This is a genomic window from Variovorax boronicumulans (assembly GCF_029892485.1).
In the GTDB taxonomy this organism is placed as follows: Bacteria; Pseudomonadota; Gammaproteobacteria; order Burkholderiales; family Burkholderiaceae_C; genus Variovorax; species Variovorax boronicumulans_B.
Genome location: NZ_JARXVG010000001.1, coordinates 462,129 through 486,377 on the forward strand (window position 1 = coordinate 462,129; position 24,249 = coordinate 486,377).

The window sequence follows — 24,249 nt, forward strand, 5'->3', positions numbered from 1 at the left end:
CACGCCAGCAAATGGCGTGGTGTCATGTTACAGGCTCGAAAGCCCCTCATGCGTGGCAGATGTGCAGACTTGTGCACTTGATGAAGTGGCTCAGGCATCGGCCAGCAGCCGGGCCACGTGGGCGCCGATCGCAAGGCTGCTGGTGAGCCCGGGCGATTCGATGCCGAACAGGTTGACCAGCCCCGGCACGCCATGCGAAGCGGGCCCTTCGATCATGAAGTCGGCCGCCGGCTCGCCCGGGCCCGATATCTTGGGCCGCATGCCGGCGTAGCCCGGGATCAATCCGCCATCGGGCAGCGCGGGCCAGTACTTGCGCACCTCGGCGTAGAAGTTGTTGCCGCGGGCAGGGTCCACCACGAGGTCGTCGGCCGAGTCGACCCATTGCACGTCGGGCCCGAACTTGGCCTGCCCGCCCAAGTCGAGCGTCAGGTGCACGCCCAAGCCCCCGGGCTCGGGCACAGGGTAGATCAGCCGGCTGAAGGGCGCACGGCCCGAGAGGGTGAAGTAGTTGCCCTTGGCGAAGTGCTCTTTCGGAATCGCCGAGGCTGGCAAACCCTCGAACCGCCGGGCCAGCGCCGGTGCGCCGAGGCCCGCCGCGTTGACGACGCTGCGGCAGCGCAGCGCCGTTCCGTCCTCGGCGATCAGGACGGTGCCGCTGCCGCCACATTCGGCGCGCGTGATGGGCGACTTCAGTGCCAGCATGCCGCCCGCGTTTTCCAGGTCGCCGAGCAGGCTCAGCATGAGCGCGTGGCTGTCGACGATGCCGGTGCTGGGCGAATGCAACGCCGCCGTGCAATGCAGTTGCGGCTCCATCTGGCGGGCTTGCGCTGCGGTGATCTGCACGAGGTCGGCTACACCATTGGCCGCGGCCTTCGCGCGGATCGCTTCGAGCTGGCCCACCTGCTCGGCAGACGTCGCCACGATCAGCTTGCCGCAGCGCTGGTGCGGGACACCGCGCTCCGTCGCATACGCGTAGAGCGCGTGCCGGCCTTCGACACACAGACGCGCCTTGAGCGAGCCCTGCGGGTAGTAGATGCCGGCGTGAATGACTTCGCTGTTGCGCGAACTGGTGCCGGTGCCAATGGCACCTTCGGCCTCGAGCACCAACACCTCCCGGCCCGCGAGCGCCAAGGCGCGCGCCACTGCCAGTCCCACCACACCGCCGCCGATGACGGCGCAATCGAGTTCGTCCATGGCGCGAGCTTAGCGCGGCCCGCGCGGCGTACTCACGACATGGTGGGTGGTGGCTCCGGGTCCGTGGGCTCGCTGGGCGGCGTGCTCGGCCCTTCGTCGGGCTCCACGGGCAAGTCCGGGGTGACGGGGGTCGGAAGATCGGGATGAGTGGCCATGGTCGTCTCCTTTGCTTTCTTGTAAGACGTTGCCGCAAAGGGCTGGCAAGCATGCAACCGCACTTTGCGTCAGCGAGAGCCGACAGTTCGCGCTCCGCCTCAAGAAGAAGATCGAATCCGCGAGCCGCTGTTTAAGATCCGGATCGGACGCCGGGCATCCGATCCGGACGCGGACAGGTTTCAAAAACTGGAGGGAATCAATGGGCATCAGGGACACGATCGGGCATGCGCTGCTCGACAACGACAAGCTTCATTTCGCTACCGCACAGACGTGCACAGCAGAGGAGCAATGGCTGGTCACGCTGAGTGCACCGCTGTCCGCCTTCAATGGCGATCATGTGAACGCCGTGCTCACCGGCAAGGACGACGAGACGCTGCGCGAGGGCATCGCAGAAGTCTGGAACGTGCACGACCGGGAGAGTTTCGAGGAGATGGCCCGCTGGCTCGCGGAGGAAGGCCAGCGTTCGACTTACCTGTCCACATGGCAGGCCATTGCCGCCATCGACGCGGCAACCCAGAGCACGCCGGCCGTGCTGCGGCTGGTCATGGATGCGTGGTTTCCCGCGTTCTTCCAGATCAAGGCGCGCAAGAGCCTGGACTATCGCGCACTGGCATCTGAAACCGAGCGGTCGATGCCGGACCTGACCCAACTGATGTCGGGCAGCCAAAGCTGGGTCAACGCCTTGCGCAAGCACTTCAAGGTTTCACCGCCGCAAATCACCAACCTGGTCGCCTGGGATGCCGTGCGATTGGCCAGCCTGTCGCGATGGGCGGTGCAGTTGGGCTTCATCGAACGCGAGGAATTCGCGGGCTTCGCGGGCGCATTGACCTCGCAGGTGCGCGAGGCCTATGCCGACTGGTCGCAAGTGAGTGCCGCGTACATCGCCGGCGGTTTGATATGGCGGTATTCGGATGCGCGCGAAGAGCACCTGTTGCGCACGAACCGCCTGCTGTTGAGCGATGCCCGCAGCCCGTACCGCAGCGTGCCTTTCCGCTGAACAGTCTGCACCAACGAAAACGGCACCCTCAGGTGCCGTTTCGTGGAATTGTGGTGGGCGGTGGAGGTTTCGAACCTCCGACCCCAGCAGTGTGAATGCTGTGCTCTACCCCTGAGCTAACCGCCCGTGGCACAGCGAGTGCTGTGCCGTGGAATTAATCGCGTTGCGCGAAGCCTTCGATTATGCCACAGCATTTCCGCTGTTTTGGCGAAACAGCGTGCGTCCGCCGCTGGATTTGTCGAGCTGCGACAACACCACTTCGTGCGCAGCCAGTTCCTGCTCGCCCGCCATGATCACCGGCAGTTCGAACTGGCTCAGGTCGGCCGCCACCACGGTAATGCCCTGTGCCGGTTCGTTCGAAGCCACGTCGATCAACAGCGCGTCCTGGCCGCGGGTGAGATTGATGTAGACATCGGCCAACAACTGCGCGTCGAGCTTGGCGCCGTGGAAGCTGCGGTTCGATCGGTCGACGCCGAAGCGGTCGCACAACGCGTCGAGCGAATTGCGCTTGCCCGGGTAGACCAGCTTCGCCATGGCCAGCGTGTCGGTCACTTCGCCGACGAAGCTGCGCAGCGGCGGCAGGCCGGCGCGCTCGAATTCCTTGTTGAGGAAGCCGACGTCGAAGGCCGCGTTGTGAATGATCAGCTCGGCCCCGCGCAGGTACTCGATGATGTCGTTGGCCAGCGTGGCGAACTTCGGTTTGTCGCGCAGGAAGTCGGTCGTCAGGCCGTGCACCTTTAGCGCGTCTTCATGGCTCTCGCGCTCGGGGTTGAAATAGATGTGCAGGTCGTTGCCGGTGAGCTTGCGTGCGAACAACTCCACGCAGCCGAGCTCGATGATGCGGTCGCCGTTCTCCGCAGAGAGACCGGTGGTTTCGGTATCGAGGACGATCTGGCGACTCATGTATGCCCCCAGTCTCGGCACTTCGTGTCCTCGCCGCCCCCCAAGGGGGTGCGAGCTTGCTTGGGGCGGCCCGGCGCTGCGCTCATCAGTGGTTTTCCTTGGCGTGGTTGATCGAATACTTCGGAATCTCGATCGTCACATTCTCCTGCGCCAGGATCGATTGGCAACTCAGGCGCGATTGCGGCTCCAGGCCCCAGGCGCGGTCGAGCAGGTCTTCTTCGCCCTCTTCCGCTTCGTTGAGCGAATTGAACCCTTCGCGCACGATCACGTGGCAGGTGGTGCAGGCGCAGCTCATCTCGCAGGCATGCTCGATGTTGATGTGGTTGTCGAGCAGCGCCTCGCAGATCGAGGTGCCGGCGGGCGCGGTGATCTCGGCGCCTTGCGGGCAGTACTCGGGATGCGGATAGATCTTGATCGTGGGCATGTTGTTGTTCTAGAGGGATTCGAGCTTGCGGCCGGCAAGGGCGCGCGCAATGCCCGCGTTCATGCGCTGGGCGGCAAAGGCTTCGGTGTCGTTGGCCAGCGTCTTGGTGGCGGCCTCGATGGCCGCTGCCTCGTTGCTGCCTTTGGCGGCTTCGCGCAGCTTTGCCATCGACGCGTCGATGACGGTGCGCTCGTCTTCGTTCAGCAGGTCGCCGTCGGCATCGAGGGCGCTTTGCGTGGCGAGCAGCATGCGCTCGGCATCGACCCGCGCCTCGACGAGTGCGCGGGCCTGAATGTCCTGCTGCGCGGTCGAGAAGCTCTCCTGCAGCATGGTCGCGATCTGGTCATCCGACAGCCCGTAGGAAGGCTTTACCGCGACGCTGGCCTCGACACCGCTGCCCTGCTCCTTCGCGCTCACGCTCAGCAAGCCGTCGGCATCGACGGTGAAGGTGACACGGATGCGCGCCGCACCGGCCGCCATGGGCGGGATGCCGCGCAGCGTGAAGCGCGCGAGGCTGCGGCAGTCGGACACGAGGTCGCGCTCGCCTTGCACCACGTGCAGCGCGAGAGCGGTCTGGCCGTCTTGATAAGTCGTGAAGTCCTGCGCCATCGCGGTCGGGATGGTCTGGTTGCGCGGCACGATGCGCTCGACCAGGCCGCCCATCGTTTCAATGCCGAGCGAGAGCGGGATCACATCGAGCAGCAAGAGATCGCCCGCGCCGTTGTTGCCGGCCAGCTGATTGGCCTGGATCGCGGCACCGAGCGCGACGACTTCGTCGGGATTCAGGTTGACCAGCGGCTCGCGGCCGAAGAACGCGGCCACGGCCTCGCGGATCTGCGGCATACGGGTGGAGCCGCCGACAAGCACGATGCCCTGCAGGTCATCGGCCTTGAGCTTCGCGTCGCGCAGCGCCTTGCGGACGGCGGCGATGGTCTTGTCCGTGAGCGCTCTTGTCGCTGCGTCGAAATGCGCGCGCGTCAATTCGAACCGGACGGCACCACCGGCCACATCGGCCTTGAATTCAACGGCGTCCGAATCGGTCAGTGCTTCTTTCGCTGCACGCGCTGCCACAAGCACCGAGGCCTTGTCGCTGTCGTTGCCGACCTTCAAGCCGGTTTGCTCAAGCACGAAATCGGCGAGCGCGTGGTCGTAGTCGTCACCACCGAGCGCCGAATCACCGCCGGTCGCGATGACCTCGAACACGCCCTGGGTCAGCCGCAGGATCGAGATATCGAAGGTGCCGCCGCCGAGGTCATAGACCGCGTAGACGCCTTCGCTGGCGTTGTCCAGGCCATAGGCAATGGCCGCGGCCGTGGGCTCGCTGATCAGGCGCAGCACATTGAGGCCGGCCAGTTGCGCGGCGTCCTTGGTGGCCTGGCGCTGGCCTTCATCGAAGTAGGCCGGCACGGTGATGACGGCGCCGTAGAGCTCGTCGTCGAAGGTGTCTTCGGCGCGGAAGCGCAGCGTGGCCAGGATCTCCGCACTGATCTCGACGGGCGACTTCTCGCCCACCGAGGTCTGCACCTTCACCATGCCGCCGTCGTCGCCGCCGATGCGGTAGGACATGGCTTCGCGGTTCGCGATGTCGGCAAGGCCTCGGCCCATGAGCCGCTTGACCGAGGTGATGGTGTTGGCCGGATCCTGCGCGCGCGCGGAGAGCGCCTCGAAGCCGATCTGCCGGCGGTCGCCCTCGAGGTAGCGCACGGCCGAGGGCAGCAGCACACGGCCCTGATCGTCGGGCAGGCACTCGGCCACGCCGTTGCGCACCGCGGCTACCAGCGAATGCGTGGTGCCGAGGTCGATGCCCACGGCAATGCGGCGCTGATGCGGGTCGGGCGCCTGGCCGGGTTCGGAAATCTGAAGAAGAGCCATAAGGGCTTATTGTCCCAACTGATCGAATTTGGCTTCGACGTCGTGGCCGAAGCGCTCAATGAACATGAGGGCTCTCACCTGCTGCGCGGCGGCGGGGTAGTCGCCCTTTTCGTCGATCAGCCAGTCGAGCGACGACAGTGCGCGCGCACGGCCGGCATCGACCTCGGCCTGCAGCTTCTCGACCGCAGCGATGTCGCCGGCGTCGTCGAGCGCCTCGCGCCATTCCATCTGCTGCATCAGAAAATCGGATGGCATCGTGGTGTTGTTCTCGGCCTCCAGCGGCGCGTCGTGCAGTTCGCAGATGTAGCTCGCGCGACGGATAGGGTCCTTGAGCCGTTGGTAGGCCTCATTGATGCGCACCGACCACTGCATGGCCACGCGCTGCGCGGCGGCGCCCTGCGCGGCGAACCGGTCGGGGTGGGCCTCGCGCTGCAGCTCTTTCCAGCGCGCGTCCAACGCAGCGCGGTCCTGCGCGAAAGTGGCCGGGACGGCGAACAGTTGGAAGTCGGTGTCGTTCAGGTTCATGGCAAGAAAAAACCGCCAGCACATGACATGGTGGCGGCTGTGGTCGCAATCAGCGACGACGCATCAGATGCGAAAACTCTCTCCGCAACCGCAGCGATCACGCTCGTTCGGATTGATGAACTTGAAGCCTTCGTTCAGGCCTTCGCGCACGAAGTCGAGCTGCGTGCCGTCGATGTAGGCCAGGCTCTTCGGGTCGACCAGCACCTTCACGCCGTGGTCTTCGAACACCACGTCTTCAGGCGTGAACTCATCCACGTACTCGAGCTTGTAGGCCAGGCCCGAGCAGCCGGTGGTCTTCACGCCCAGCCGCACGCCCACGCCCTTGCCTCGTTTGCCGAGGTAACGGGTGACGTGGCGCGCAGCAGCTTCGGTCAGCGTGACGGCCATCTCAATGAACAGCTTCGGCGGTCGACTCGGCCGTCTTGGCGCCGTGCTTGGCCTTGTAGTCGTTCACGGCGGCCTTGATGGCGTCTTCCGCGAGGATCGAGCAGTGGATCTTGACCGGCGGCAGGGCCAGTTCTTCGGCGATCTGCGCGTTCTTGAGCGCAGCCGCTTCGTCGAGCGTCTTGCCCTTGACCCATTCGGTCACGAGCGACGACGACGCGATGGCCGAGCCGCAGCCGTAGGTCTTGAAGCGCGCGTCTTCGATCACGCCGGTTTCCGGGTTGACCTTGATCTGCAGCTTCATCACGTCGCCGCAGGCCGGTGCGCCGACCATGCCGGTGCCTACCGAGTCGTCGCCCTTTTCGAAGGAGCCGACGTTGCGGGGGTTTTCGTAGTGGTCGATGACCTTGGAAGAATATGCCATGGTGTGCCTCTCAAACTTTGTTCAATCGTGGAGCCTTGGGCGGGCCTGGGTCAGTGGGCCGACCACTGGATCGTGCTGATGTCGACGCCGTCCTGGAACATCTCCCACAAGGGGCTCAGCTCGCGCAGCTTGGCGACGTTGTGCTTGATGGTCGAAATGGCGTAGTCGATTTCTTCTTCGGTCGTGAAACGGCCGATGGTCATGCGAAGGCTGCTGTGGGCCAGCTCGTCGCTGCGGCCCAGAGCGCGCAGCACGTAGCTGGGCTCCAGACTGGCGGAGGTGCAGGCCGAACCCGACGACACCGCCAGGCCCTTGATGCCCATGATCAGCGACTCGCCTTCGACGTAGTTGAAGCTCATGTTCAGGTTGTGCGGCACGCGGCGCTCGAGGTCGCCGTTGATGAAGACCTGTTCGACATCCTTGAGGCCATCGAGCAGGCGCTGCTGCAGGCGGCGCGCATGGGCGATGTCGTCCTTCATCTCAAGCTTGGCGATGCGATAGGCCTCGCCCATGCCGACGATCTGGTGCGTGGGCAGCGTGCCCGAACGCATGCCGCGCTCGTGACCGCCGCCGTGCATTTGCGCTTCGAGGCGAATGCGCGGCTTGCGACGCACATACAGGGCGCCGATGCCCTTGGGGCCGTAGGTCTTGTGCGAGGCGAGGCTCATCAAGTCGATGGGCAGCTTCGTGATGTCGATCTCGACCTTGCCGGTGGCCTGGGCCGAATCGACGTGGAAGATCACGCCCTTTTCGCGGCAGGCATTGCCCAGCGCGACCACGTCCTGGATCACGCCGATTTCGTTGTTCACGAACAGCACGCTGGCCAGGATGGTGTCGGGGCGGATCGCCGCCTTGAATTTCTCGAGATCGACGAGGCCGTTTTCCTCGACGTCGAGGTAGGTGACTTCGAAGCCTTGGCGCTCAAGCTCACGCATGGTGTCGAGCACGGCCTTGTGCTCGGTCTTCAGCGTGATCAGGTGCTTGCCCTTGCCCTTGTAGAACTGGGCCGCACCCTTGACCGCGAGGTTGATGGACTCGGTGGCACCCGAGGTCCAGACGATCTCGCGGGGGTCGGCATTGATCAGGTCAGCCACCTGGCCGCGCGCCTTCTCGACCGCCTCTTCCGCCTCCCAGCCCCATGCGTGGCTGCGCGACGCCGGGTTGCCGAAGTGCTCGCGCAACCAGGGGATCATGGCATCGACCACACGCGGGTCGACCGGCGTGGTCGCGCCGTAATCGAGATAGATCGGGAAATGAGGAGTGACGTCCATGGCTGGCTCGGGCTGGCGTGGGGGTTGTTCTTTGATCTGGGCTTCTTGCGGCAGCGCTCTCAGGCGCTGCTCACGACTCAGGACTTGGCGAAGACGTTGCCGAGGGCGAACACCGAATTCGGCGCATTCACGCGAATCGGCTTGACCACCGGCTGGGCCGAGATCGCGCGCTTGACGACCGGCTTGTTCTCGATCTGCACGCCCTTGGCGATCTGGTCGTCGACCAGCTTCTGCAGGGTGACGGAATCGAGAAACTCGACCATGCGCTGGTTCAGCGAGGCCCAGAGTTCATGGGTCATGCAACGGCCAGCTTCGCCCAGGCAGTTTTCCTTGCCGCCGCATTGCGTGGCGTCGATGGGCTCATCGACGGAAACAATGATGTCGGCCACGGTGATGTCTGCGGCCTTGCGGCCAAGGCTGTAACCGCCGCCGGGGCCACGGGTCGACTCGACCAATTCGTGACGGCGCAGCTTGCCGAACAGCTGTTCGAGGTACGACAACGAAATCTGCTGCCGCTGACTGATTGCAGCCAAGGTAACCGGACCGGTGTTCTGGCGCAGGGCCAGATCGATCATGGCGGTGACCGCAAAACGGCCTTTGGTAGTGAGACGCATCGCAAGCTCCTTCAAGTGCTTACCGTTGAAATGACACCGTGGTCCTGGACCGCGGTGACTTCGTCTCCGCCCTGCCCGACCCCTGACGCTGGTGAACCAGCCGGTAGGAGTCGGTCCTTCATCGCGAAGTTCTTTTTTTGTTGTTGAGTATTTCGGTCAAGTATAGCAGAAGGCCCTCAACTCTGCTGGGGTAAACCCCTGCGCCAACCCCTTGAAGAACGCGGACTTCCGGCCTAAGACGGCAAGATGACGATGTTGTCGCCACCGGACGCCCCGAATGCCTGCTCCCGAAGCAGCGCCAACTGGTCCCGCACCCGCGCTGCCTTCTCGAATTCGAGGTTCCGGGCGTGCTCCAGCATGAGCTTCTCCAGCCGCTTGATTTCCCGGGCGATGTCCTTCTCGCTCATGTCCTCGACCTTGGCGCGCTCCAGGTCGAGCTTTGCCATTTCCTTGCCGGTCTTCTCGCTGTAGACGCCGTCGATCAGGTCGCGCACCTGCTTGACGATGCTGCGCGGGGTGATGCCGTTGGCCAGGTTGTGAGCGATCTGCTTGGTGCGCCGGCGCTCGGTCTCGCCGATGGCCTTCTTCATCGACTCGGTCATCCGGTCGGCATAAAGGATGGCCTTGCCGTTCAGATTCCGCGCCGCCCGGCCGATGGTCTGGATCAGCGAGCGCTCCGCGCGCAAAAAGCCTTCCTTGTCCGCATCGAGGATCGCCACCAGCGACACCTCCGGAATGTCCAGCCCCTCGCGCAGCAGGTTGATGCCCACCAGCACGTCGAAGGCGCCCAGGCGCAGGTCACGCAGGATCTCCACCCGCTCGACCGTGTCCACGTCGCTGTGCAGGTACCGCACCTTCACGCCGTTGTCGCCGAGGTAATCGGTCAGTTGCTCTGCCATGCGCTTGGTCAGGGTGGTGATCAGCACGCGCTCGTTCTTGTCGACGCGGATGCGGATCTCGCCCAGCACGTCGTCCACCTGGTGCGTGGCGGGACGCACCTCGACCTCGGGGTCGATCAGGCCAGTCGGGCGCACCAGCTGCTCGACGACGTTGCCCGAGTGATCCTTTTCGTACTGCGCCGGCGTCGCCGAAACAAAGATCGCCTGCCGCATGCGCTTTTCGAATTCCTCGAACTTGAGCGGCCTGTTGTCCATCGCCGAAGGCAGCCGAAAGCCGTACTCGACCAGAGTGGTCTTGCGCGCCCGGTCGCCGCTGTACATGGCGTTGAGCTGGCCGATCATCTGGTGGCTCTCGTCGAGGAACATCAGCGCGTCCTTCGGCAGGTAGTCCGTCAGCGTGGCCGGCGGGTCGCCCGGGGCAGCGCCCGAAAGATGACGCGAGTAGTTCTCGATGCCCTTGCAGTGGCCGATCTCGGCGAGCATCTCGAGGTCGAAGCGGGTGCGCTGCTCCAGGCGCTGCGCCTCCACAAGCTTGCCTTGCCCCACGAATTCCTTGAGCCGCTCGGCCAGCTCGATCTTGATGGTCTCGACCGCGCCCAGCACCTTGTCACGCGGCGTCACGTAGTGGCTCGACGGATACACCGTGAAGCGCGGAATCTTCTGGCGAATTCGGCCGGTGAGCGGGTCGAACAGCTGCAGCGTCTCGATCTCGTCGTCGAACAGCTCGATGCGGATCGCGAGCTCGCTGTGCTCCGCCGGGAACACGTCGATCGTGTCGCCCCGCACACGGAACGTGCCGCGCGAAAAATCCTGTTCGTTGCGCGTGTACTGCATGCGGATCAGCCGGCTGATCACGTCGCGCTGCCCGATCTTGTCGCCCACCCGCATGATGAAACGCATCTGCGTGTAGTCCTCGGGCGTGCCGATGCCGTAGATGGCGCTCACCGTGGCCACGATGACCGTGTCGCGGCGCTCCAGCACGCTCTTGGTGGCCGACAGGCGCATCTGCTCGATGTGCTCGTTGATCGAGGAATCTTTCTCGATGAACAAATCGCGCTGCGGCACGTAGGCCTCGGGCTGGTAGTAGTCGTAGTAGCTCACGAAGTACTCGACCGCGTTCTTCGGAAAGAACTCCCGGAACTCGCTGTAGAGCTGTGCCGCCAGCGTCTTGTTGGGCGCGAACACGATGGCCGGTCGGCCCAGCCGGGCGATCACGTTGGCCATGGTGAAGGTCTTGCCCGAGCCCGTCACGCCCAGCAGCGTCTGGAACACCTCGCCATCGATCACGCCCTCGACCAGCCCGTCGATCGCCTTCGGCTGGTCGCCGGCCGGCGGATACGGCTGGAAAAGCTCGAACGGGGAGTCGGGGTACTTGATGAATTCGCCCTGCTTGGCAGGACCGATCGGATCCAGTTTCTTCAGGTCTGCTATGGCTTCGGTGTTCTCTGGCATGGCTGTTCCCGACAGGTGGCGATGGCGCCGGTAAAATTCAAGGCAACCGGAAAGCGTAGCGCAAGTCCGGTTGCCAGCGAAGCTTTCATCCCAAAGGACCTTTCCATGTCTATGTTCACCGCGGTCGAAATGGCACCGCGCGACCCGATCCTCGGCCTCAACGAGCAATTTGCAGCCGATACCAACCCCAACAAGGTCAATCTCGGCGTCGGCGTCTATTACGACGACAACGGCAAGCTGCCGCTGCTCCAGTGCGTGCAGGCCGCCGAGCAGAACATGATGAAAGCGCCCACTGCGCGCGGTTATCTCCCCATCGACGGCATCGTGGCGTACGACAACGCCGTGAAGACGCTGGTCTTCGGTGCCGACAGCGAACCCGTCACCTCCGGCCGCGTGGCCACGATCCAGGCCATCGGCGGTACCGGCGGCCTGAAGGTCGGCGCCGACTTCCTGAAGAAGCTCAACCCCAAGGCCAAGGTGCTGATCAGCGACCCGAGCTGGGAAAACCACCGCGCCCTGTTCACGAACGCGGGCTTCGAAGTCGAAAGCTACCCCTACTACGACGCCGCCAAGCGCGGCATCAACTTCGACGGCATGCTGGCCGCGCTCGACGCAGCGCCCGCGGGCACCGTCGTCGTGCTGCACGCCTGCTGCCACAACCCGACCGGCTACGACATCACCGCGGCCCAGTGGGACCAGGTCGTCGCCACGGTCAAGGCCAAGGGCCTCGTGCCCTTCCTCGACATGGCCTACCAGGGCTTCGGCTACGGCCTGAAGGAAGACGGCGCAGCCGTCGCCAAGTTCGTCGAAGCGGGCCTGACCTTCTTCGTCTCGACCTCGTTCTCCAAGAGCTTCAGCCTGTACGGCGAGCGTGTCGGCGCCCTTTCGGTGCTGTGCGAGAACAAGGAAGAAGCCGGCCGCGTGCTGTCGCAACTCAAGATCGCCATCCGCACCAACTACAGCAACCCGCCGATCCATGGCGGCGCCGTAGTGGCCGCGGTGCTTGGCAACGCCGAGCTGCGCGCCCTCTGGGAAAAGGAACTCGGCGAGATGCGCGTGCGCATCAAGGCCATGCGCCAGAAGCTGGTCGACGGCCTGAAGGCTGCCGGCGTGAAGGAAGACATGAGCTTCATCACCACGCAGATCGGCATGTTCAGCTACTCGGGCCTCAGCAAGGACCAGATGGTGCGCCTGCGCAATGAATTCGGCGTGTACGGCACCGACACCGGTCGCATGTGCGTGGCCGCGCTCAACAGCAAGAACATCGACTACGTCTGTGCGTCGATCGCCAAAGTCATCTAGGTGACAGCAAGGTGTGAGGGAATCCGCCCTGCGGCGATTCCTTCACGCTTTGAAGAGATCCGACCCTGGCTGCGGGGCGGGTGTAGGGGTTAGGCCCCCTGCGCGTCAGCAAATGCACTGATATATTGCACCGCAACATTCCACTCCAAGACCAGCGATGCTCTATCAACTCTACGAAGCCCAGCGTTCCCTGATGGAGCCGTTCTCGGACTTCGCGCAGGCGGCCTCCAAGCTCTACGGTCCAGGCGCCGTGTGGGGCCAGCTCCCCATGGCCCAGCGCATGGCCGCAGGCTACGACCTGCTCTACCGGCTGGGCAAGGACTACGAAAAGCCAGAGTTCAACATCAAGTCCGTGAAGGTCGATGGCGAAGAAGTCGTCATCCAGGAAGCCGTCGAGCTCGACAAGCCCTTCTGCGAACTGCGCCGCTTCAAGCGCTTCACCGACGAGCCGCACATCCTCAAGACGCTCAAGAGCCAGCCCGTGGTGCTGATCGTGGCGCCGCTGTCGGGCCACTACGCCACGCTGCTGCGCGACACCGTGCGCACCATGCTGCAGGACCACAAGGTCTACATCACCGACTGGAAAAACGCACGCCTCGTGCCGATGTCCGAAGGCGAATTCCACCTCGACGACTACATCAACTACGTGCAGGAGTTCATCCGCCGCCTGCAGGCCGAGTACGGCAACTGCCACGTGGTGAGCGTGTGCCAGCCCACCGTGCCGGTGCTGGCTGCCGTGTCGCTCATGGCGAGCCGCAAGGAGCCCCTGCCGCTCACGCTGACGATGATGGGCGGCCCGATCGACGCCCGCAAGTCGCCCACCGCGGTCAACAACCTCGCGATGAACAAGAGCTACGAATGGTTCGAGAACAACGTGATCTACCGCGTGCCGCAGGGCTTTCCGGGTGAAGGCCGCCGCGTGTACCCGGGCTTCCTGCAGCACACCGGCTTCGTCGCGATGAACCCCGACCGCCATGCCTCGAGCCACTACGACTACTTCAAGGACCTGATCAAGGGCGACGACGCCAGCGCCGAGGCCCATCGCAAGTTCTACGACGAGTACAACGCCGTGCTCGACATGGACGCCGATTACTACCTCGACACCATCCGCACCGTGTTCCAGCAGTTCGAACTCGTGAACGGCACCTGGGACGTGAAGAACCCCGAAGGCCAGATCGAGCGCGTGCGTCCGCAGGACATCCGCACGGCCGCCCTGCTGACCGTCGAAGGCGAGCTGGACGACATCTCCGGCTCGGGCCAGACCGAAGCCGCGCACAGCCTGTGCACCGGCGTTGCCGACTCGAAGCGCGAGCACTACGAAGTTAAGGGCGCGGGCCACTACGGCATCTTCAGCGGCCGCCGCTGGCGCGACCTGGTCTACCCGAAGCTGGTGAAATTCATCGCCGCGAACGACCAGCCGCAAAGCCGTGCCGGTGCGCGCGAAAGCCTCGCCGCCGAAGACCGGGTCAAGCCGGGCCAGAAGGTGGCGACCGCAGCGGCCAGGAAGTCACCGGCCGCGAAGAAGGCTGTTGTGGCCGCCCCCGCCAAGAAACCCGCGGCCGCTGCCAAGAAGCCCCGCGCCAGCGCTGCGCGCTGAGGCGCGCGTCACCAGAAGTGAACGGGCTGGCCGCACGCATCAACGACGCACTGCCGCAAACGCAGTGCACACGGTGCGGCTACCCCGATTGCGCCGGCTACGCGCAAGCCGTGGCCGATGGCGAAGCAGGCATCAACCAATGCCCGCCGGGCGGCGCGGAAGGCATCGACCGCCTCGCGCTGCTCACCGGCCGCCCTGCACTGCCGCTCGATCCGCAATTCGGCACCGAAGGCCCGCGCGCCATGGCCGTCATCGACGAGGCCTGGTGCATCGGCTGCACGCTCTGCCTCGATGCCTGCCCGACCGATGCGATCGTCGGCATCAACAAGCGCATGCACACGGTGATCGAGGCGCACTGCACAGGATGCGAACTCTGCATTCCGGTCTGCCCCGTCGATTGCATTTCGCTCGAAGTCGAAACACCGGGCCGCAGCGGCTGGCAGGCGTGGTCGCAGGCACAGGCCGAAGCCGCGTTGCAACGCTACAAGCTCCACGGCCTGCACCGCGACGCCGCAAAGCGCGAGGCCGAACCGGCCCCCGCCGTCGCCGAACCGCAAGCCGCCGACACGCGCAAGCGCTCCATCGTCGAAGCCGCCCTGGCGCGCGCGCGCGCCGCCGCCGAACAACGCGCAAAAACCGCCACCCCCAAGCCATGACACTCGACACCCTGCTGATCTACGTCGTCGCCTCGCTCGCCCTCGCCGTGATTCCCGGCCCCACGATGCTGCTGGCGCTGTCCAACGGCATCGATGGCGGCATGCGGCGCGCGAGTTGGGGCATTGCCGGTGCGTCGCTCGGCAGCATCACGTTGATCGCGGTCGTCGCGCTCGGGTTGGGTTCGTTGCTCGCGGCATCGGAAGTGCTCTTCAACGCGATCCGCGTGGCGGGCGTCGCCTACCTCGTCTGGCTCGGCATCAAGCTCTGGCGCAGCGAGGCGACCGACCTGGGCACGGCGCTGGCCAAGTCCGCCGTCGAGGTCCGCCCGCATGGCCGCGTCGCACTGATGCGCAGCCTGCTCGTGGCACTGTCGAACCCGAAGACGGTGCTGTTCTTCGCGGCCTTCCTGCCGCAGTTCATCGACATCACCCAGCCGCAAGGCCCGCAGTACCTGCTGCTCGGCGCGATCTTCGTGGTGCTCGACACCTGCGTGATGCTGGCCTATGCGGCCGCCGGCACGCAGGCCGTGCGCTGGCTCTCGCGCCGCGGCCTCAAGGTGCTGAACCGCAGTTGCGCGGCCGGCATGTGGCTGCTGGCGGCCACGCTGGCGTTCTGGCGCCGTCCGGGTACCTGATGAAGGCGTTCAGCTCTTCTTCGAACGCTTGAAGAGCAGCAACAGCACCCCCGCCAGCACGACGGCCACCGCATACCACTCGAAGCGCGTGACCGTCTCGTTGGCGATCCACACGCCCAACAGCATCGCGATCACCGGGTTCACGAAGGTGTAGCTCGCCGCCAGCGCAGCCGGCGCCTTCGCGAGCAGCACCATGTAGGCGTTGAACGCGATCAGCGAGCCGAACACCACCAGGTACAGCCAGGCCCAGACGGCCTCGGGCTCCGGCGGCCAGACCAGGCTTTCGCGCGAGATGGCCGCCAGCACCAGCAGCACCACGCCGCCGCAGATCATTTCGCTCGCAAAGCCCATCGCGCCGGGCGCCAGCGGCAGGCTGCGCTGGCTCAGCACGCTGCCCATCGACCAGCAGATGCAGGCAATGGAAATCGCCACCAACCCCGCGGGCGACGACTGGAAGCCACTCCCCTGCGTCAGCATCAGCACGCCGATGAGCCCGAGCGCGATGCCTGCGGCCTCCATGCGCGTCGGCTTGATGCCCCAGATGAGATTCAGCAACGCGATCAGCAGCGGCACCACCGCGATGAAGGCCACCACCAGCCCCGAGCCGATGGACACCTCGGCATGCGCCGTGCCACCCATGCCGCCGCCGAGCATCAGCGCGCCCACGACCAGCGCATTGCGCCACTGCGCCATCGAAGGCCATGGAGCGCCGCGCCAGCGCATCCAGGCCGCGAGCACCAGCCCCGCGAACAGAAAGCGCGAGCCCATCTGCAGGAACGGCGGAAAGCTGATCAGCGCGTACTTGATCGCCAGATAGGTCGAGCCCCAGACCACCCAGGTGGCGGCGAGGCAAAGCCACAGCAAAGGCGACAGCGCGGGCCGTGCGGGACCGGGCGCGGCTTGGGCGGGAGAAGCGAGGGTCGGCATATCGAGGTGATTGTTTTGTTGGTATCGAAGCGCCGCCCATGGTATGAAAGCCGCCTTCCGGGAACCATGGATATTTCACGGTTCTGCCGACCCATCACCGTCGATTTAAAGGAGTTCCATGGACTTCACCTTGAACCCCGCACTGGACGCGCACGACACCCGCATCCTCGCCGAGCTGCAGAGCGATGCGCGCCTCACCATGGCAGAACTCGGCCGCCGCGTGCACCTGAGCCAGCCGGCCGTGACCGAGCGCGTGAAGAAGCTGGAGGCCGCGGGCGTGATCAGCGGGTACCGCGCCACCGTCAACCTCGGCAAGCTGGGCTACGGCATCCGCGCGATCATCCGCGTCGGCCGCGCCGACTACGACCTGGTCGTGAAGCTGGTGCAGGACACGCCCGAATGCGTGAATGCCTACAACGTGACCGGCGAGGACAGCTGGATTCTCGAGATCGCGGTGATCGACGTGAGCCACCTCGACGCGGTGGTCACCAAGTTCTGCATCCTCACCGAGACCGCGACGTCGATCATCCTGAACCCGGCGCGCGAGCACCAGCCGATGCTGCCGCCGCACCGCTCGGACGTGCGGCCGCCGATCCGGAAGGTGCTTAACGCGTAGCTGAGCCTGAAGCGAGCGCGTTGAAGGCCGTCACCACCTCCGGCGGCGCCTGCACCATCTCGATCAGCACGCCCTCGCCCGCGATCGGGAATTCCTCGTTCGCCTTCGGATGCAGGAAGCAGATGTCGAACCCCGCCGCGCCCTGGCGGATGCCGCCCGGCGCAAAGCGCACGCCCTGCGCGGTGAGCCATTCGACGGCACGGGGCAAGTCATCGATCCACAGCCCCACGTGGTTGAGTGGCGTGGTGTGCACCGCCGGTTTCTTCTCGGGGTCCAGCGGCTGCATCAGGTCGACCTCGACCTTGAACGGCCCGCTGCCCATCGAACAGATGTCCTCGTCGACGTTCTCGCGCTCGCTCTTGAAGGTGCCGGTGACTTCGAGCCCCAGCATGTCGACCCACAGTTTCTGCAGTCGCATCTTGTCGAGGCCGCCGATGGCGATCTGCTGGATGCCCAGCACCTTGAAGGGACGCGGCGTGGCCGTCATGCGCAAGCCCCGGCTTCTTCAGCCGCCGTGGTGCGGCGCGACCGCAGGCCCAGCTTGCGCAGCAGTTGCACGTCCGCATCCACATCGGGGTTGCCGGTAACCAGCAGCTTGTCGCCATAGAAGATCGAATTCGCACCGGCCATGAAGCACAGCGCCTGCACCGCATCGCCCATCTGCTGGCGCCCCGCCGACAGCCGCACGCGCGCCGTCGGCATCGTGATGCGAGAGACCGCAATGATGCGCACGAAGTCGAAGGGATCGACCGGCTCCGAATCGGCCAGCGGCGTGCCCGGCACGCGCACCAGGCTGTTGATCGGCACCGACTCCGGGTAGGGGTTCAGGTTGGCCAACTGCGCGATCAGTCCCGCGCGGTGCACCGGCTGCTCGCCCATGCCGACGATGCCGCCGCAGCACACGCTGATGCCGGCGCTGCGCACATGGGCCAGCGTGTCGAGCCGGTCCTGGTAGCTGCGCGTGTCGACGATGTCGGTGTAGTACTCGGGCGCGGTGTCGAGGTTGTGGTTGTAGTAGTCGAGGCCCGCGGCCTTCAACTGGTGCGCGTGGTGCGGCTCCAGCATGCCGAGCGTGGCGCAGGTCTGCATGCCGAGGCCCTTCACGGCCTCGATCAGCACAGCCACCTTCTCGACGTCACGGTCCTTCGGCGCGCGCCATGCAGCGCCCATGCAGAAGCGCGTGGCGCCCGCATCCTTGGCGGCCTGCGCGGCGCGCAGCACTTCGTCGACCTCCATGAGCTTCTGCGCCTTCACGCCGGTGTCGAACTCGGCCGACTGCGGGCAATAGCCGCAGTTCTCGGGGCAGCCACCGGTCTTGACCGAGAGCAGCGTCGCGAGCTCGATGTCGCCTTCAGGGAAATGCTGGCGGTGCACGGTCTGCGCCTCGAACAGCAGGTCCATCAGCGGCTTGTCGAGCAGCGCCTGGATCGCCTCGACCGTCCATGGGCCTGGTGGGGTCTCAACCTTGGTAGGCCGGTGCAGCGTGATCGTTTGTTGCAAGTCGTTGGCACCCATCAGTTGAACTCCAGAATGATTTGATCGACGGCGAGTGATTCGCCCTTGCCCGCAGACACCTTGCCCACCACGCCGTCTTGCGCAGCGAACAGCACGTTTTCCATCTTCATGGCCTCGATCACGGCCAGCTTCTCGCCGGCGCGCACCTGCTGCCCCGGTTGCACCGACACCTCGACCAGCAGGCCCGGCATCGGCGACATCAGGAACTTGCTCAGGTCCGGCGGGGCCTTGTAGGGCATCAGTTCGAGCAGGCGCGCGCCGAGCGGCGACAGCACCATGGCCTCGATCTGCGTGCCGTCGTGCGACACGCGCAGCGCCAACGGGTTCTTGCCCGCGCCGCGTTCGACCTGCGCGGTGAAGGGCTTGTCGTTGACCATGCCCTTCACGCGGATCGCACCGAGCGCGAAGCTGCTGTCGATCTTGTAGCTCTTGCCGCCCACGGCCACCGCGCTCGCGCCGGTCTTGCCGTGAAAGTCGGTGACCGACACGGGATGGTGCACATGCTTGCCCTCCGGCCCCAGCTCCACCACCACGAACTGCTCGCCCACCTTCACGCCGTGGCCTTCGAGCTGTCCGCTGATACCCGAGGCCCGCGCGCGATAGCGGCGGTGCACATAGGCCGCGAGCGCAACGAGGAACGACGGATCGGTGTGCGGCACGTCTTCCGCATGGAAGCCCTTGCCGTAGTGCTCGGCGATGAAGCCGGTGTTGAAATCGCCCGCCACGAACTTCGGATGCGCGAGCAGCGCCGCCTGGAACGGGATGTTGCTGCTGATGCCGCGGATCACGAAGCCGTTGAGCGCCTCGCGCATGCGGGCGATCGCATGCTGCCGGTCCTTGCCGTGCACGATGAGCTTGGCAATCATCGAGTCGTAGTACATCGGGATCTCGCCGCCGTCGTACACGCCGGTGTCGACGCGCACGCCTTGCAGGTGTTCCGTGTCGCTCGCGAACATGGTCTCGCCGGGCGGGTGGAACTTCACGAGGCGGCCGGTCGAAGGCAGGAAATTGCGGAACGGGTCTTCGGCGTTGATGCGGCACTCGATGGCCCAGCCGTCGCGCTTGACCTCTTCTTGCGTAAGCGGCAGCTTCTCGCCAGCCGCGACGCGAATCATCAACTCCACGAGGTCCAGACCGGTGATGCACTCCGTCACCGGGTGCTCCACCTGCAGCCGCGTGTTCATCTCGAGGAAATAGAAGCTCTGGTCCTTGCCGACCACGAACTCCACCGTTCCCGCGCTCTGGTAGTTCACGGCCTTGGCCAGTTGCACCGCCTGCGCGCCCATGGCCTTGCGCGTCTCGTCGCTGATGAAGGGCGACGGCGCCTCTTCAATCACCTTCTGGTGGCGCCGCTGAATCGAGCATTCGCGCTCGTTCAGGTAGATCACGTTGCCATGCGAATCGCCCAGCACCTGGATCTCGATGTGGCGCGGCTCCTCGACGAACTTCTCGATGAACACGCGGTCGTCGCCGAAGCTGTTGCGCGCCTCGTTGCGGCACGAGGTAAAGCCTTCGAAAGCCTCCTTGTCGTTGAAGGCCACGCGCAGGCCCTTGCCGCCGCCGCCGGCCGAGGCCTTGATCATCACGGGGTAGCCGATGTCCTTGGCGATCTCGACGGCGCGCTCGGCCGTCTCGATGGCGTCGTTCCAGCCCGGAATGGTGTTGACCTTGGCTTCGTTGGCGAGCTTCTTCGAGGCGATCTTGTCGCCCATCGCCGCGATCGAATAGTGCTTCGGCCCGATGAAGGCAATGCCCTCTTCCTCGACCTTGCGCGCGAAGGCTTCGTTCTCCGAGAGGAAGCCGTAGCCCGGATGCACCGCCTCGGCGCCCGTCTGCTTGCAGGCCGCGATGATGCGGTCGGCCTGCAGGTAGCTCTCGCGGCTGGGCGCGGCGCCGATGTGCACGGCCTCGTCGGCCAGTTCGACGTGGCGGGCTTCCTTGTCGGCGTCGGAGTAGACGGCGACGGTGAGGATGCCCATTTTTTTCGCGGTCTGGATCACGCGGCAGGCGATTTCGCCGCGGTTGGCGATCAGGATTTTCTTGAACATGCTGAATCCGTTTTCTTGTTAGCCGCCCTAGCGGTTGATGAACATCGAATACACCGGCTGCGGTTGCGAGCGATCGACGAACACGTAGGCCGTGCCGTCGGAGCAGAAGTTCGCCACTTCGGCAGTGCCGCCATCGGCCAGGTCGACCCAGTTGTCGATCTGCAGGAACAGGCGCCCCGCTGGCATCTGCTGCGCGCCGTTGGCCGTCCAGTACGGCACGCCGCCGCTCTTCGTGCGCCATGCGCTGGCCCAGTCGTGGGGATAGGCGATTTGCTCGGGCAGTTCGGAATGGGCCTGGTAGTCGTAGAAAGCCTCCTCCAGTTCCGGCGGAGCGCCATCGTCATCGGCGCGCCAGCCGGTGATCGCAATCTCGCGCAGCAATGCAGGCTCGCCATCGGCCGCATCTGGAGGCGGCGCAGTCGGTGCATCGGTCAACTGGTCGCGCTGCACGACGAACGCGGCATTGGCCCCGCCATCGTGCTCCCAGAAGCTGCAGATGCTGTCCCACTCGCACTTGAAGAGAAAAAGCACCTCGCCGCCGCCGAGCGGTACCGCCTCGCCATCGGCCGGCAGTTGCGCGAGATGGCTCATGGCGCGATGGCATTCGCGGCACACCGGCCACAGGCGCGCGGGCAGGCCCCAGGGCAGCCCGCCGAGCTTGGGCACCAGTCCGGGCTCCGCGCCTTCGCGGAATTGCGGGTAATGGCTGCGCATACGGGTGTCAGAGCGGAATGTTCCCGTGCTTTCGCCACGGGTTCTCGAGCTTCTTCTCGCGCAGCATCACCAGCGAGCGGCAGATGCGCTTGCGCGTCTCGTGCGGCAGGATCACGTCGTCGATGTAGCCGCGGGCGCTCGCCACATAGGGGTTCGCAAATCGCGCCTTGTATTCGGCCTCGCGGGCGGCCAGCTTCTCGGGGTCGTTCTTGTCTTCGCGGAAGATGATTTCCACCGCGCCCTTCGCGCCCATCACCGCGATCTCGGCGCGCGGCCAGGCGAGGTTGACGTCGCCGCGCAGGTGCTTGGACGCCATCACGTCGTAAGCACCGCCGTAGGCCTTGCGCGTGATGACGGTGATCTTCGGCACCGTGCATTCCGCGTACGCGTAAAGCAGCTTGGCACCGTGCTTGATGATGCCGCCGTACTCCTGACCCGTGCCGGGCATGAAGCCGGGCACGTCGACAAAGGTGATGACCGGGATGTTGAACGCATCGCAAAAGCGCACGAAGCGTGCGGCCTTGATGCTGCTCTTGATGTCCAGGCACCCCGCCAGCACCAGCGGCTGGTTGGCCACGATGCCGACCGTCTGGCCTTCCATGCGCGCGAAGCCGATCACGATGTTCTTGGCGTAGTCGGGCTGCAGTTCGAAGAAGTCGCCGTCATCGACCACCTTGAGGATCAGTTCCTTGATGTCGTAGGGCTTGTTCGGGTTGTCGGGCACCAGCGTGTCCAGCGAGTAGTCGGGCCGGTCGGCCGGATCGCCCTGGCCGTTGTTGCCCAGGCGCACCGGCGGCTTCTCGCGGTTGTTGAGCGGCAGGTAGTTGTACAGGCGGCGCAGCATCATCAGCGCTTCGACGTCGTTCTCGAACGCCATGTCGGCCACGCCGCTGCGCGTGGTGTGGGTGATGGCGCCGCCGAGTTCTTCCGCCGTCACGGTTTCGTGCGTCACGGTTTTCACCACGTCGGGACCGGTGACGAACATGTAGCTGGAGTCCTTCACCATGAAGATGAAGTCGGTCATGGCGGGCGAATACACGGCGCCGCCCGCGCAGGGGCCCATCACCATGCTGATCTGCGGCACGACGCCGGAAGCCATCACGTTGCGCTGGAACACGTCGGCATAGCCGCCGAGCGAGGCCACGCCTTCCTGGATGCGGGCGCCGCCCGAATCGTTCAGGCCGATGACCGGTGCGCCGACCTTCATGGCCTGGTCCATCACCTTGCAGATCTTCTCGGCGTGCGCCTCGCTGAGCGCGCCGCCGAAGACGGTGAAGTCCTGGCTGAACACGAACACCAGGCGGCCGTTGATCATTCCGTAGCCGGTGACCACGCCGTCGCCGGGGATCTTCTGCTCGGCCATGCCGAAGTCGACCGAGCGGTGCTCCACGAACATGTCCCACTCTTCGAAGGTGTTGTCGTCGAGCAGCAGCTCGATGCGCTCGCGCGCCGTGAGCTTGCCCTTGGCATGCTGCGCGTCGATGCGTTTCTGCCCGCCGCCGAGGCGCGCCTTGGCGCGGCGCTGTTCGAGTTGTTCAATCAGTTCTTGCATGGTGTGGTTCCGAAGCTGTGGTCCTGAAATTCGTGTGGCGTCATGGCCTGGCCGTGATGGCCGCCGCCGCGAGCAACTGACGCGCCGCGGTCGATGCAGGCAGCGCACCCTGCGCGACCTGCTGGGTGAGTTGGGGCAGCAATTCGCGCACCTGCGGGTGGTGCCTGAAGGCCTGCTTCAGGCCGGCGTCGATGCGTTCCCACATCCACGCGGTGGCCTGCTTCTCGCGCCGGCCGGCGAGCTTGCCGTTGGCGGTCTGCAACCGCCTGAACTGCGTGACGGCGTCCCAGAAAGCATCGACGCCCGTGCCCGCGAGCGCGCTCAGCTGCAGAACCCTGGGCAGCCAGAAGCGCACTTCCGCACCGCTGTGCGCGTCGTGCACCGCATGCGCGTGGTCCGGGTTGCCTTGGTGGCCGAAGAGGCGCAGCGCGGAAGTGATCTGGGCCTGTGCGCGCGTGGCGGCATCCTTGTCGATGTCCGCCTTGTTGATGACGACGAGGTCGGCCAGTTCCATCACGCCCTTCTTGATCGCCTGCAGGTCGTCGCCGGCGTTGGGCAGTTGCATCAGCACGAACATGTCGGTCATGCCGGCCACCGCCGTTTCGCTTTGGCCCACGCCCACGGTCTCCACGATCACGACGTCGTAGCCGGCGGCCTCGCACACCAGCATCGCCTCGCGCGTCTTCTCGGCGACGCCGCCCAGCGTGCCGCTCGAAGGGCTCGGGCGGATGTAGGCGCGCTCGTGCACCGAGAGCTTTTCCATGCGCGTCTTGTCGCCGAGGATGGAGCCGCCGGAGACGGTGGACGACGGATCGATGGTGAGCACCGCGACGCGATGTCCCTTGTCGATCAGCAAGAGGCCGAGCGTCTCGATGAAGGTCGATTTGCCAACACCGGGCACACCCGAGATGCCGAGGCGAAAGGAGTTGCCGGTGCGCGGCAGCAGCGCGGTGAGCAGTTCGTCGGCCTGGGTGCGATGGTCAGCCCGCGTGGATTCGAGCAGCGTGATGGCCTTGGCGATGGCTCGACGCTGCGCCATGCCCGGCGAAGCGGTGACCGCGCTTTCCAGCGCATGCACCGTGTTCAGCACGCGGCCTCCTCGGCCGTCACGCGCCAGCGGTAGTGCAGGTCCACGCCCTCCTCGCCTTCGAGCACAAAGCCATGCCGAAGGTAGAAGCGATTGGCATCGCTCTGTACGAGCGCGGTGAGCTTGATGTCGAGCTTCTTCTCGCGCGCCTCGGCCTTGGCCCAGCGCAACACCCATTCGCCGATGCCGCTCCCTTGGAAACCGGTGCGCAGGTACAGGTGATCGAGCCGCAGCGCATACGCGCCCTCGGGCTTGAGCGTGACGAAGCCCACGCGCTGCTCGCCATCGAGCACGATGTGGTGCATGAACGGCACGACGAACCCGGCGTTCAGCCTTTCGCGCGCACGCGCGGCATCGAAGCGCCCGACACGCTCCAGGCTCGGGCGCATCGCATCGATGCGCACAGCCAGCATGTCTTCGAAATCGCTGGAATCCACGGGCTGCAGCGACAGCCGCGACAAGAGATCGCCCACGTCTGGCGTCCC

25 protein-coding genes and 1 tRNA gene are annotated in these 24,249 nt (G+C 65.3%); 6 read left to right on the forward strand and 20 right to left on the reverse strand.

Features of this window, described 5'->3' with window-relative positions:
• Positions 1-90: 90 nt before the first annotated feature.
• A complete protein-coding gene (locus tag M2282_RS02205; protein WP_280807149.1) occupies positions 91-1,194 on the reverse strand; it encodes an NAD(P)/FAD-dependent oxidoreductase in 1,104 nt (367 codons plus the stop codon).
• Between the two features lie 32 nt (positions 1,195-1,226).
• Complete coding sequence (locus M2282_RS02210) at positions 1,227-1,349, reverse strand: stereocilin (RefSeq protein ID WP_280807150.1); 123 nt, start codon at positions 1,347-1,349, stop codon at positions 1,227-1,229.
• 200 nt (positions 1,350-1,549) lie between these two features.
• Here M2282_RS02210 and M2282_RS02215 point away from each other — a divergent pair, with 200 nt between their 5' ends.
• Complete coding sequence (locus tag M2282_RS02215) at positions 1,550-2,347, forward strand: DUF1266 domain-containing protein (protein ID WP_280807151.1); 798 nt, start codon at positions 1,550-1,552, stop codon at positions 2,345-2,347.
• Between the two features lie 51 nt (positions 2,348-2,398).
• On the opposite strand, the gene M2282_RS02220 is transcribed toward M2282_RS02215, so the two are convergent.
• The 10 genes from M2282_RS02220 to uvrB form a co-directional block, all read right to left on the reverse strand.
• Positions 2,399-2,473 (reverse strand) — tRNA-Val (locus tag M2282_RS02220).
• Between the two features lie 54 nt (positions 2,474-2,527).
• The gene (gene dnaQ / locus M2282_RS02225; RefSeq protein WP_280807152.1) at positions 2,528-3,250 is read right to left on the reverse strand and encodes a DNA polymerase III subunit epsilon; all 723 of its coding nucleotides are present in this window, start codon (positions 3,248-3,250) and stop codon (positions 2,528-2,530) included.
• A gap of 85 nt (positions 3,251-3,335) precedes the next feature.
• Positions 3,336-3,674 (reverse strand): ISC system 2Fe-2S type ferredoxin, encoded by a 339-nt coding sequence (gene fdx, locus M2282_RS02230; protein ID WP_013542153.1) that lies wholly within the window; start codon positions 3,672-3,674, stop codon positions 3,336-3,338.
• A gap of 9 nt (positions 3,675-3,683) precedes the next feature.
• Positions 3,684-5,546, reverse strand: a complete 1,863-nt coding sequence (hscA, locus tag M2282_RS02235) for a Fe-S protein assembly chaperone HscA (protein WP_280807153.1) — start codon at positions 5,544-5,546, stop codon at positions 3,684-3,686.
• Positions 5,547-5,552: 6 nt separating this feature from the next.
• Positions 5,553-6,071 carry a Fe-S protein assembly co-chaperone HscB gene (hscB, locus tag M2282_RS02240; RefSeq protein ID WP_280807154.1) on the reverse strand — a complete coding sequence of 173 codons (519 nt, stop codon included), beginning with the start codon at positions 6,069-6,071 and terminating at the stop codon, positions 5,553-5,555.
• A gap of 63 nt (positions 6,072-6,134) precedes the next feature.
• On the reverse strand, positions 6,135-6,458 hold the full coding sequence (gene iscA / locus M2282_RS02245; RefSeq protein ID WP_007828190.1) for an iron-sulfur cluster assembly protein IscA: 324 nt from the start codon (positions 6,456-6,458) through the stop codon (positions 6,135-6,137).
• A 1-nt stretch (position 6,459) separates the two neighbouring features.
• The gene (gene iscU / locus M2282_RS02250; RefSeq protein ID WP_280807155.1) at positions 6,460-6,879 is read right to left on the reverse strand and encodes a Fe-S cluster assembly scaffold IscU; all 420 of its coding nucleotides are present in this window, start codon (positions 6,877-6,879) and stop codon (positions 6,460-6,462) included.
• 50 nt (positions 6,880-6,929) lie between these two features.
• The gene (locus tag M2282_RS02255) at positions 6,930-8,150 is read right to left on the reverse strand and encodes an IscS subfamily cysteine desulfurase (protein WP_280807156.1); all 1,221 of its coding nucleotides are present in this window, start codon (positions 8,148-8,150) and stop codon (positions 6,930-6,932) included.
• Between the two features lie 77 nt (positions 8,151-8,227).
• Positions 8,228-8,764 (reverse strand): Fe-S cluster assembly transcriptional regulator IscR, encoded by a 537-nt coding sequence (gene iscR, locus M2282_RS02260; RefSeq protein ID WP_093237517.1) that lies wholly within the window; start codon positions 8,762-8,764, stop codon positions 8,228-8,230.
• A 233-nt stretch (positions 8,765-8,997) separates the two neighbouring features.
• Positions 8,998-11,115: an excinuclease ABC subunit UvrB gene (gene uvrB / locus M2282_RS02265; protein WP_280807157.1), complete on the reverse strand. Its 2,118-nt coding sequence runs from the start codon at positions 11,113-11,115 to the stop codon at positions 8,998-9,000.
• A gap of 105 nt (positions 11,116-11,220) precedes the next feature.
• On the opposite strand from uvrB, the gene M2282_RS02270 reads away from it, so the two are divergent.
• The 4 genes from M2282_RS02270 (at position 11,221) to M2282_RS02285 (ending at position 15,305) form a co-directional block, all read left to right on the forward strand.
• Positions 11,221-12,417: an amino acid aminotransferase gene (locus M2282_RS02270; protein WP_280807158.1), complete on the forward strand. Its 1,197-nt coding sequence runs from the start codon at positions 11,221-11,223 to the stop codon at positions 12,415-12,417.
• 157 nt (positions 12,418-12,574) lie between these two features.
• The gene (locus tag M2282_RS02275; RefSeq protein WP_280807159.1) at positions 12,575-14,014 is read left to right on the forward strand and encodes a polyhydroxyalkanoate depolymerase; all 1,440 of its coding nucleotides are present in this window, start codon (positions 12,575-12,577) and stop codon (positions 14,012-14,014) included.
• Positions 14,015-14,031: 17 nt separating this feature from the next.
• Entirely contained in the window at positions 14,032-14,670 is a 639-nt protein-coding gene (locus M2282_RS02280) for an RnfABCDGE type electron transport complex subunit B (protein ID WP_280807160.1), read from the forward strand.
• Complete coding sequence (locus tag M2282_RS02285; RefSeq protein WP_280807161.1) at positions 14,667-15,305, forward strand: LysE family translocator; 639 nt, start codon at positions 14,667-14,669, stop codon at positions 15,303-15,305. Before M2282_RS02280 ends, M2282_RS02285 begins: the two co-directional genes overlap by 4 nt.
• A gap of 9 nt (positions 15,306-15,314) precedes the next feature.
• Here M2282_RS02285 and yedA read toward each other — a convergent pair whose 3' ends face one another.
• Positions 15,315-16,232: a drug/metabolite exporter YedA gene (gene yedA, locus M2282_RS02290; RefSeq protein ID WP_280807162.1), complete on the reverse strand. Its 918-nt coding sequence runs from the start codon at positions 16,230-16,232 to the stop codon at positions 15,315-15,317.
• 118 nt (positions 16,233-16,350) lie between these two features.
• Here yedA and M2282_RS02295 point away from each other — a divergent pair, with 118 nt between their 5' ends.
• Entirely contained in the window at positions 16,351-16,848 is a 498-nt protein-coding gene (locus M2282_RS02295) for an Lrp/AsnC family transcriptional regulator (RefSeq protein WP_280807163.1), read from the forward strand.
• Here M2282_RS02295 and M2282_RS02300 read toward each other — a convergent pair.
• From M2282_RS02300 to M2282_RS02330, 7 genes are read right to left on the reverse strand one after another with little or no spacing between them, the layout of a single operon-like run.
• Complete coding sequence (locus M2282_RS02300; RefSeq protein ID WP_280807164.1) at positions 16,838-17,335, reverse strand: VOC family protein; 498 nt, start codon at positions 17,333-17,335, stop codon at positions 16,838-16,840. The genes M2282_RS02295 and M2282_RS02300 overlap by 11 nt on opposite strands.
• Positions 17,332-18,363 carry a biotin synthase BioB gene (gene bioB / locus M2282_RS02305; protein WP_280807165.1) on the reverse strand — a complete coding sequence of 344 codons (1,032 nt, stop codon included), beginning with the start codon at positions 18,361-18,363 and terminating at the stop codon, positions 17,332-17,334. Before bioB ends, M2282_RS02300 begins: the two co-directional genes overlap by 4 nt.
• Positions 18,363-20,411 carry an acetyl-CoA carboxylase biotin carboxylase subunit gene (accC, locus tag M2282_RS02310; RefSeq protein WP_280807166.1) on the reverse strand — a complete coding sequence of 683 codons (2,049 nt, stop codon included), beginning with the start codon at positions 20,409-20,411 and terminating at the stop codon, positions 18,363-18,365. Before accC ends, bioB begins: the two co-directional genes overlap by 1 nt.
• A 27-nt stretch (positions 20,412-20,438) precedes the next feature.
• A complete protein-coding gene (locus M2282_RS02315; protein WP_280807167.1) occupies positions 20,439-21,125 on the reverse strand; it encodes a hypothetical protein in 687 nt (228 codons plus the stop codon).
• A gap of 7 nt (positions 21,126-21,132) precedes the next feature.
• Positions 21,133-22,677, reverse strand: a complete 1,545-nt coding sequence (locus M2282_RS02320; protein WP_042577190.1) for an acyl-CoA carboxylase subunit beta — start codon at positions 22,675-22,677, stop codon at positions 21,133-21,135.
• Between the two features lie 40 nt (positions 22,678-22,717).
• Entirely contained in the window at positions 22,718-23,716 is a 999-nt protein-coding gene (meaB, locus tag M2282_RS02325) for a methylmalonyl Co-A mutase-associated GTPase MeaB (RefSeq protein ID WP_280807707.1), read from the reverse strand.
• Between the two features lie 44 nt (positions 23,717-23,760).
• Positions 23,761-24,237, reverse strand: a complete 477-nt coding sequence (locus M2282_RS02330; protein WP_280807168.1) for a GNAT family N-acetyltransferase — start codon at positions 24,235-24,237, stop codon at positions 23,761-23,763.
• Between the last annotated feature and the right edge of the window lie 12 nt (positions 24,238-24,249).

Bases quoted from the DNA above. Each gene is read 5' to 3' on its own strand.
- M2282_RS02205 (WP_280807149.1), bottom strand. From the start codon at position 1,194: ATGGACGAACTCGATTGCGCCGTCATCGGCGGCGGTGTGGTGGGACTG.
- M2282_RS02210 (WP_280807150.1), bottom strand. From the start codon at position 1,349: ATGGCCACTCATCCCGATCTTCCGACCCCCGTCACCCCGGACTTGCCC.
- M2282_RS02215 (WP_280807151.1), top strand. From the start codon at position 1,550: ATGGGCATCAGGGACACGATCGGGCATGCGCTGCTCGACAACGACAAG.
- dnaQ (WP_280807152.1), bottom strand. From the start codon at position 3,250: ATGAGTCGCCAGATCGTCCTCGATACCGAAACCACCGGTCTCTCTGCG.
- fdx (WP_013542153.1), bottom strand. From the start codon at position 3,674: ATGCCCACGATCAAGATCTATCCGCATCCCGAGTACTGCCCGCAAGGC.
- hscA (WP_280807153.1), bottom strand. From the start codon at position 5,546: ATGGCTCTTCTTCAGATTTCCGAACCCGGCCAGGCGCCCGACCCGCAT.
- hscB (WP_280807154.1), bottom strand. From the start codon at position 6,071: ATGAACCTGAACGACACCGACTTCCAACTGTTCGCCGTCCCGGCCACT.
- iscA (WP_007828190.1), bottom strand. From the start codon at position 6,458: ATGGCCGTCACGCTGACCGAAGCTGCTGCGCGCCACGTCACCCGTTAC.
- iscU (WP_280807155.1), bottom strand. From the start codon at position 6,879: ATGGCATATTCTTCCAAGGTCATCGACCACTACGAAAACCCCCGCAAC.
- M2282_RS02255 (WP_280807156.1), bottom strand. From the start codon at position 8,150: ATGGACGTCACTCCTCATTTCCCGATCTATCTCGATTACGGCGCGACC.
- iscR (WP_093237517.1), bottom strand. From the start codon at position 8,764: ATGCGTCTCACTACCAAAGGCCGTTTTGCGGTCACCGCCATGATCGAT.
- uvrB (WP_280807157.1), bottom strand. From the start codon at position 11,115: ATGCCAGAGAACACCGAAGCCATAGCAGACCTGAAGAAACTGGATCCG.
- M2282_RS02270 (WP_280807158.1), top strand. From the start codon at position 11,221: ATGTCTATGTTCACCGCGGTCGAAATGGCACCGCGCGACCCGATCCTC.
- M2282_RS02275 (WP_280807159.1), top strand. From the start codon at position 12,575: ATGCTCTATCAACTCTACGAAGCCCAGCGTTCCCTGATGGAGCCGTTC.
- M2282_RS02285 (WP_280807161.1), top strand. From the start codon at position 14,667: ATGACACTCGACACCCTGCTGATCTACGTCGTCGCCTCGCTCGCCCTC.
- yedA (WP_280807162.1), bottom strand. From the start codon at position 16,232: ATGCCGACCCTCGCTTCTCCCGCCCAAGCCGCGCCCGGTCCCGCACGG.
- M2282_RS02295 (WP_280807163.1), top strand. From the start codon at position 16,351: ATGGACTTCACCTTGAACCCCGCACTGGACGCGCACGACACCCGCATC.
- M2282_RS02300 (WP_280807164.1), bottom strand. From the start codon at position 17,335: ATGACGGCCACGCCGCGTCCCTTCAAGGTGCTGGGCATCCAGCAGATC.
- bioB (WP_280807165.1), bottom strand. From the start codon at position 18,363: ATGGGTGCCAACGACTTGCAACAAACGATCACGCTGCACCGGCCTACC.
- accC (WP_280807166.1), bottom strand. From the start codon at position 20,411: ATGTTCAAGAAAATCCTGATCGCCAACCGCGGCGAAATCGCCTGCCGC.
- M2282_RS02315 (WP_280807167.1), bottom strand. From the start codon at position 21,125: ATGCGCAGCCATTACCCGCAATTCCGCGAAGGCGCGGAGCCCGGACTG.
- M2282_RS02320 (WP_042577190.1), bottom strand. From the start codon at position 22,677: ATGCAAGAACTGATTGAACAACTCGAACAGCGCCGCGCCAAGGCGCGC.
- meaB (WP_280807707.1), bottom strand. From the start codon at position 23,716: ATGGCGCAGCGTCGAGCCATCGCCAAGGCCATCACGCTGCTCGAATCC.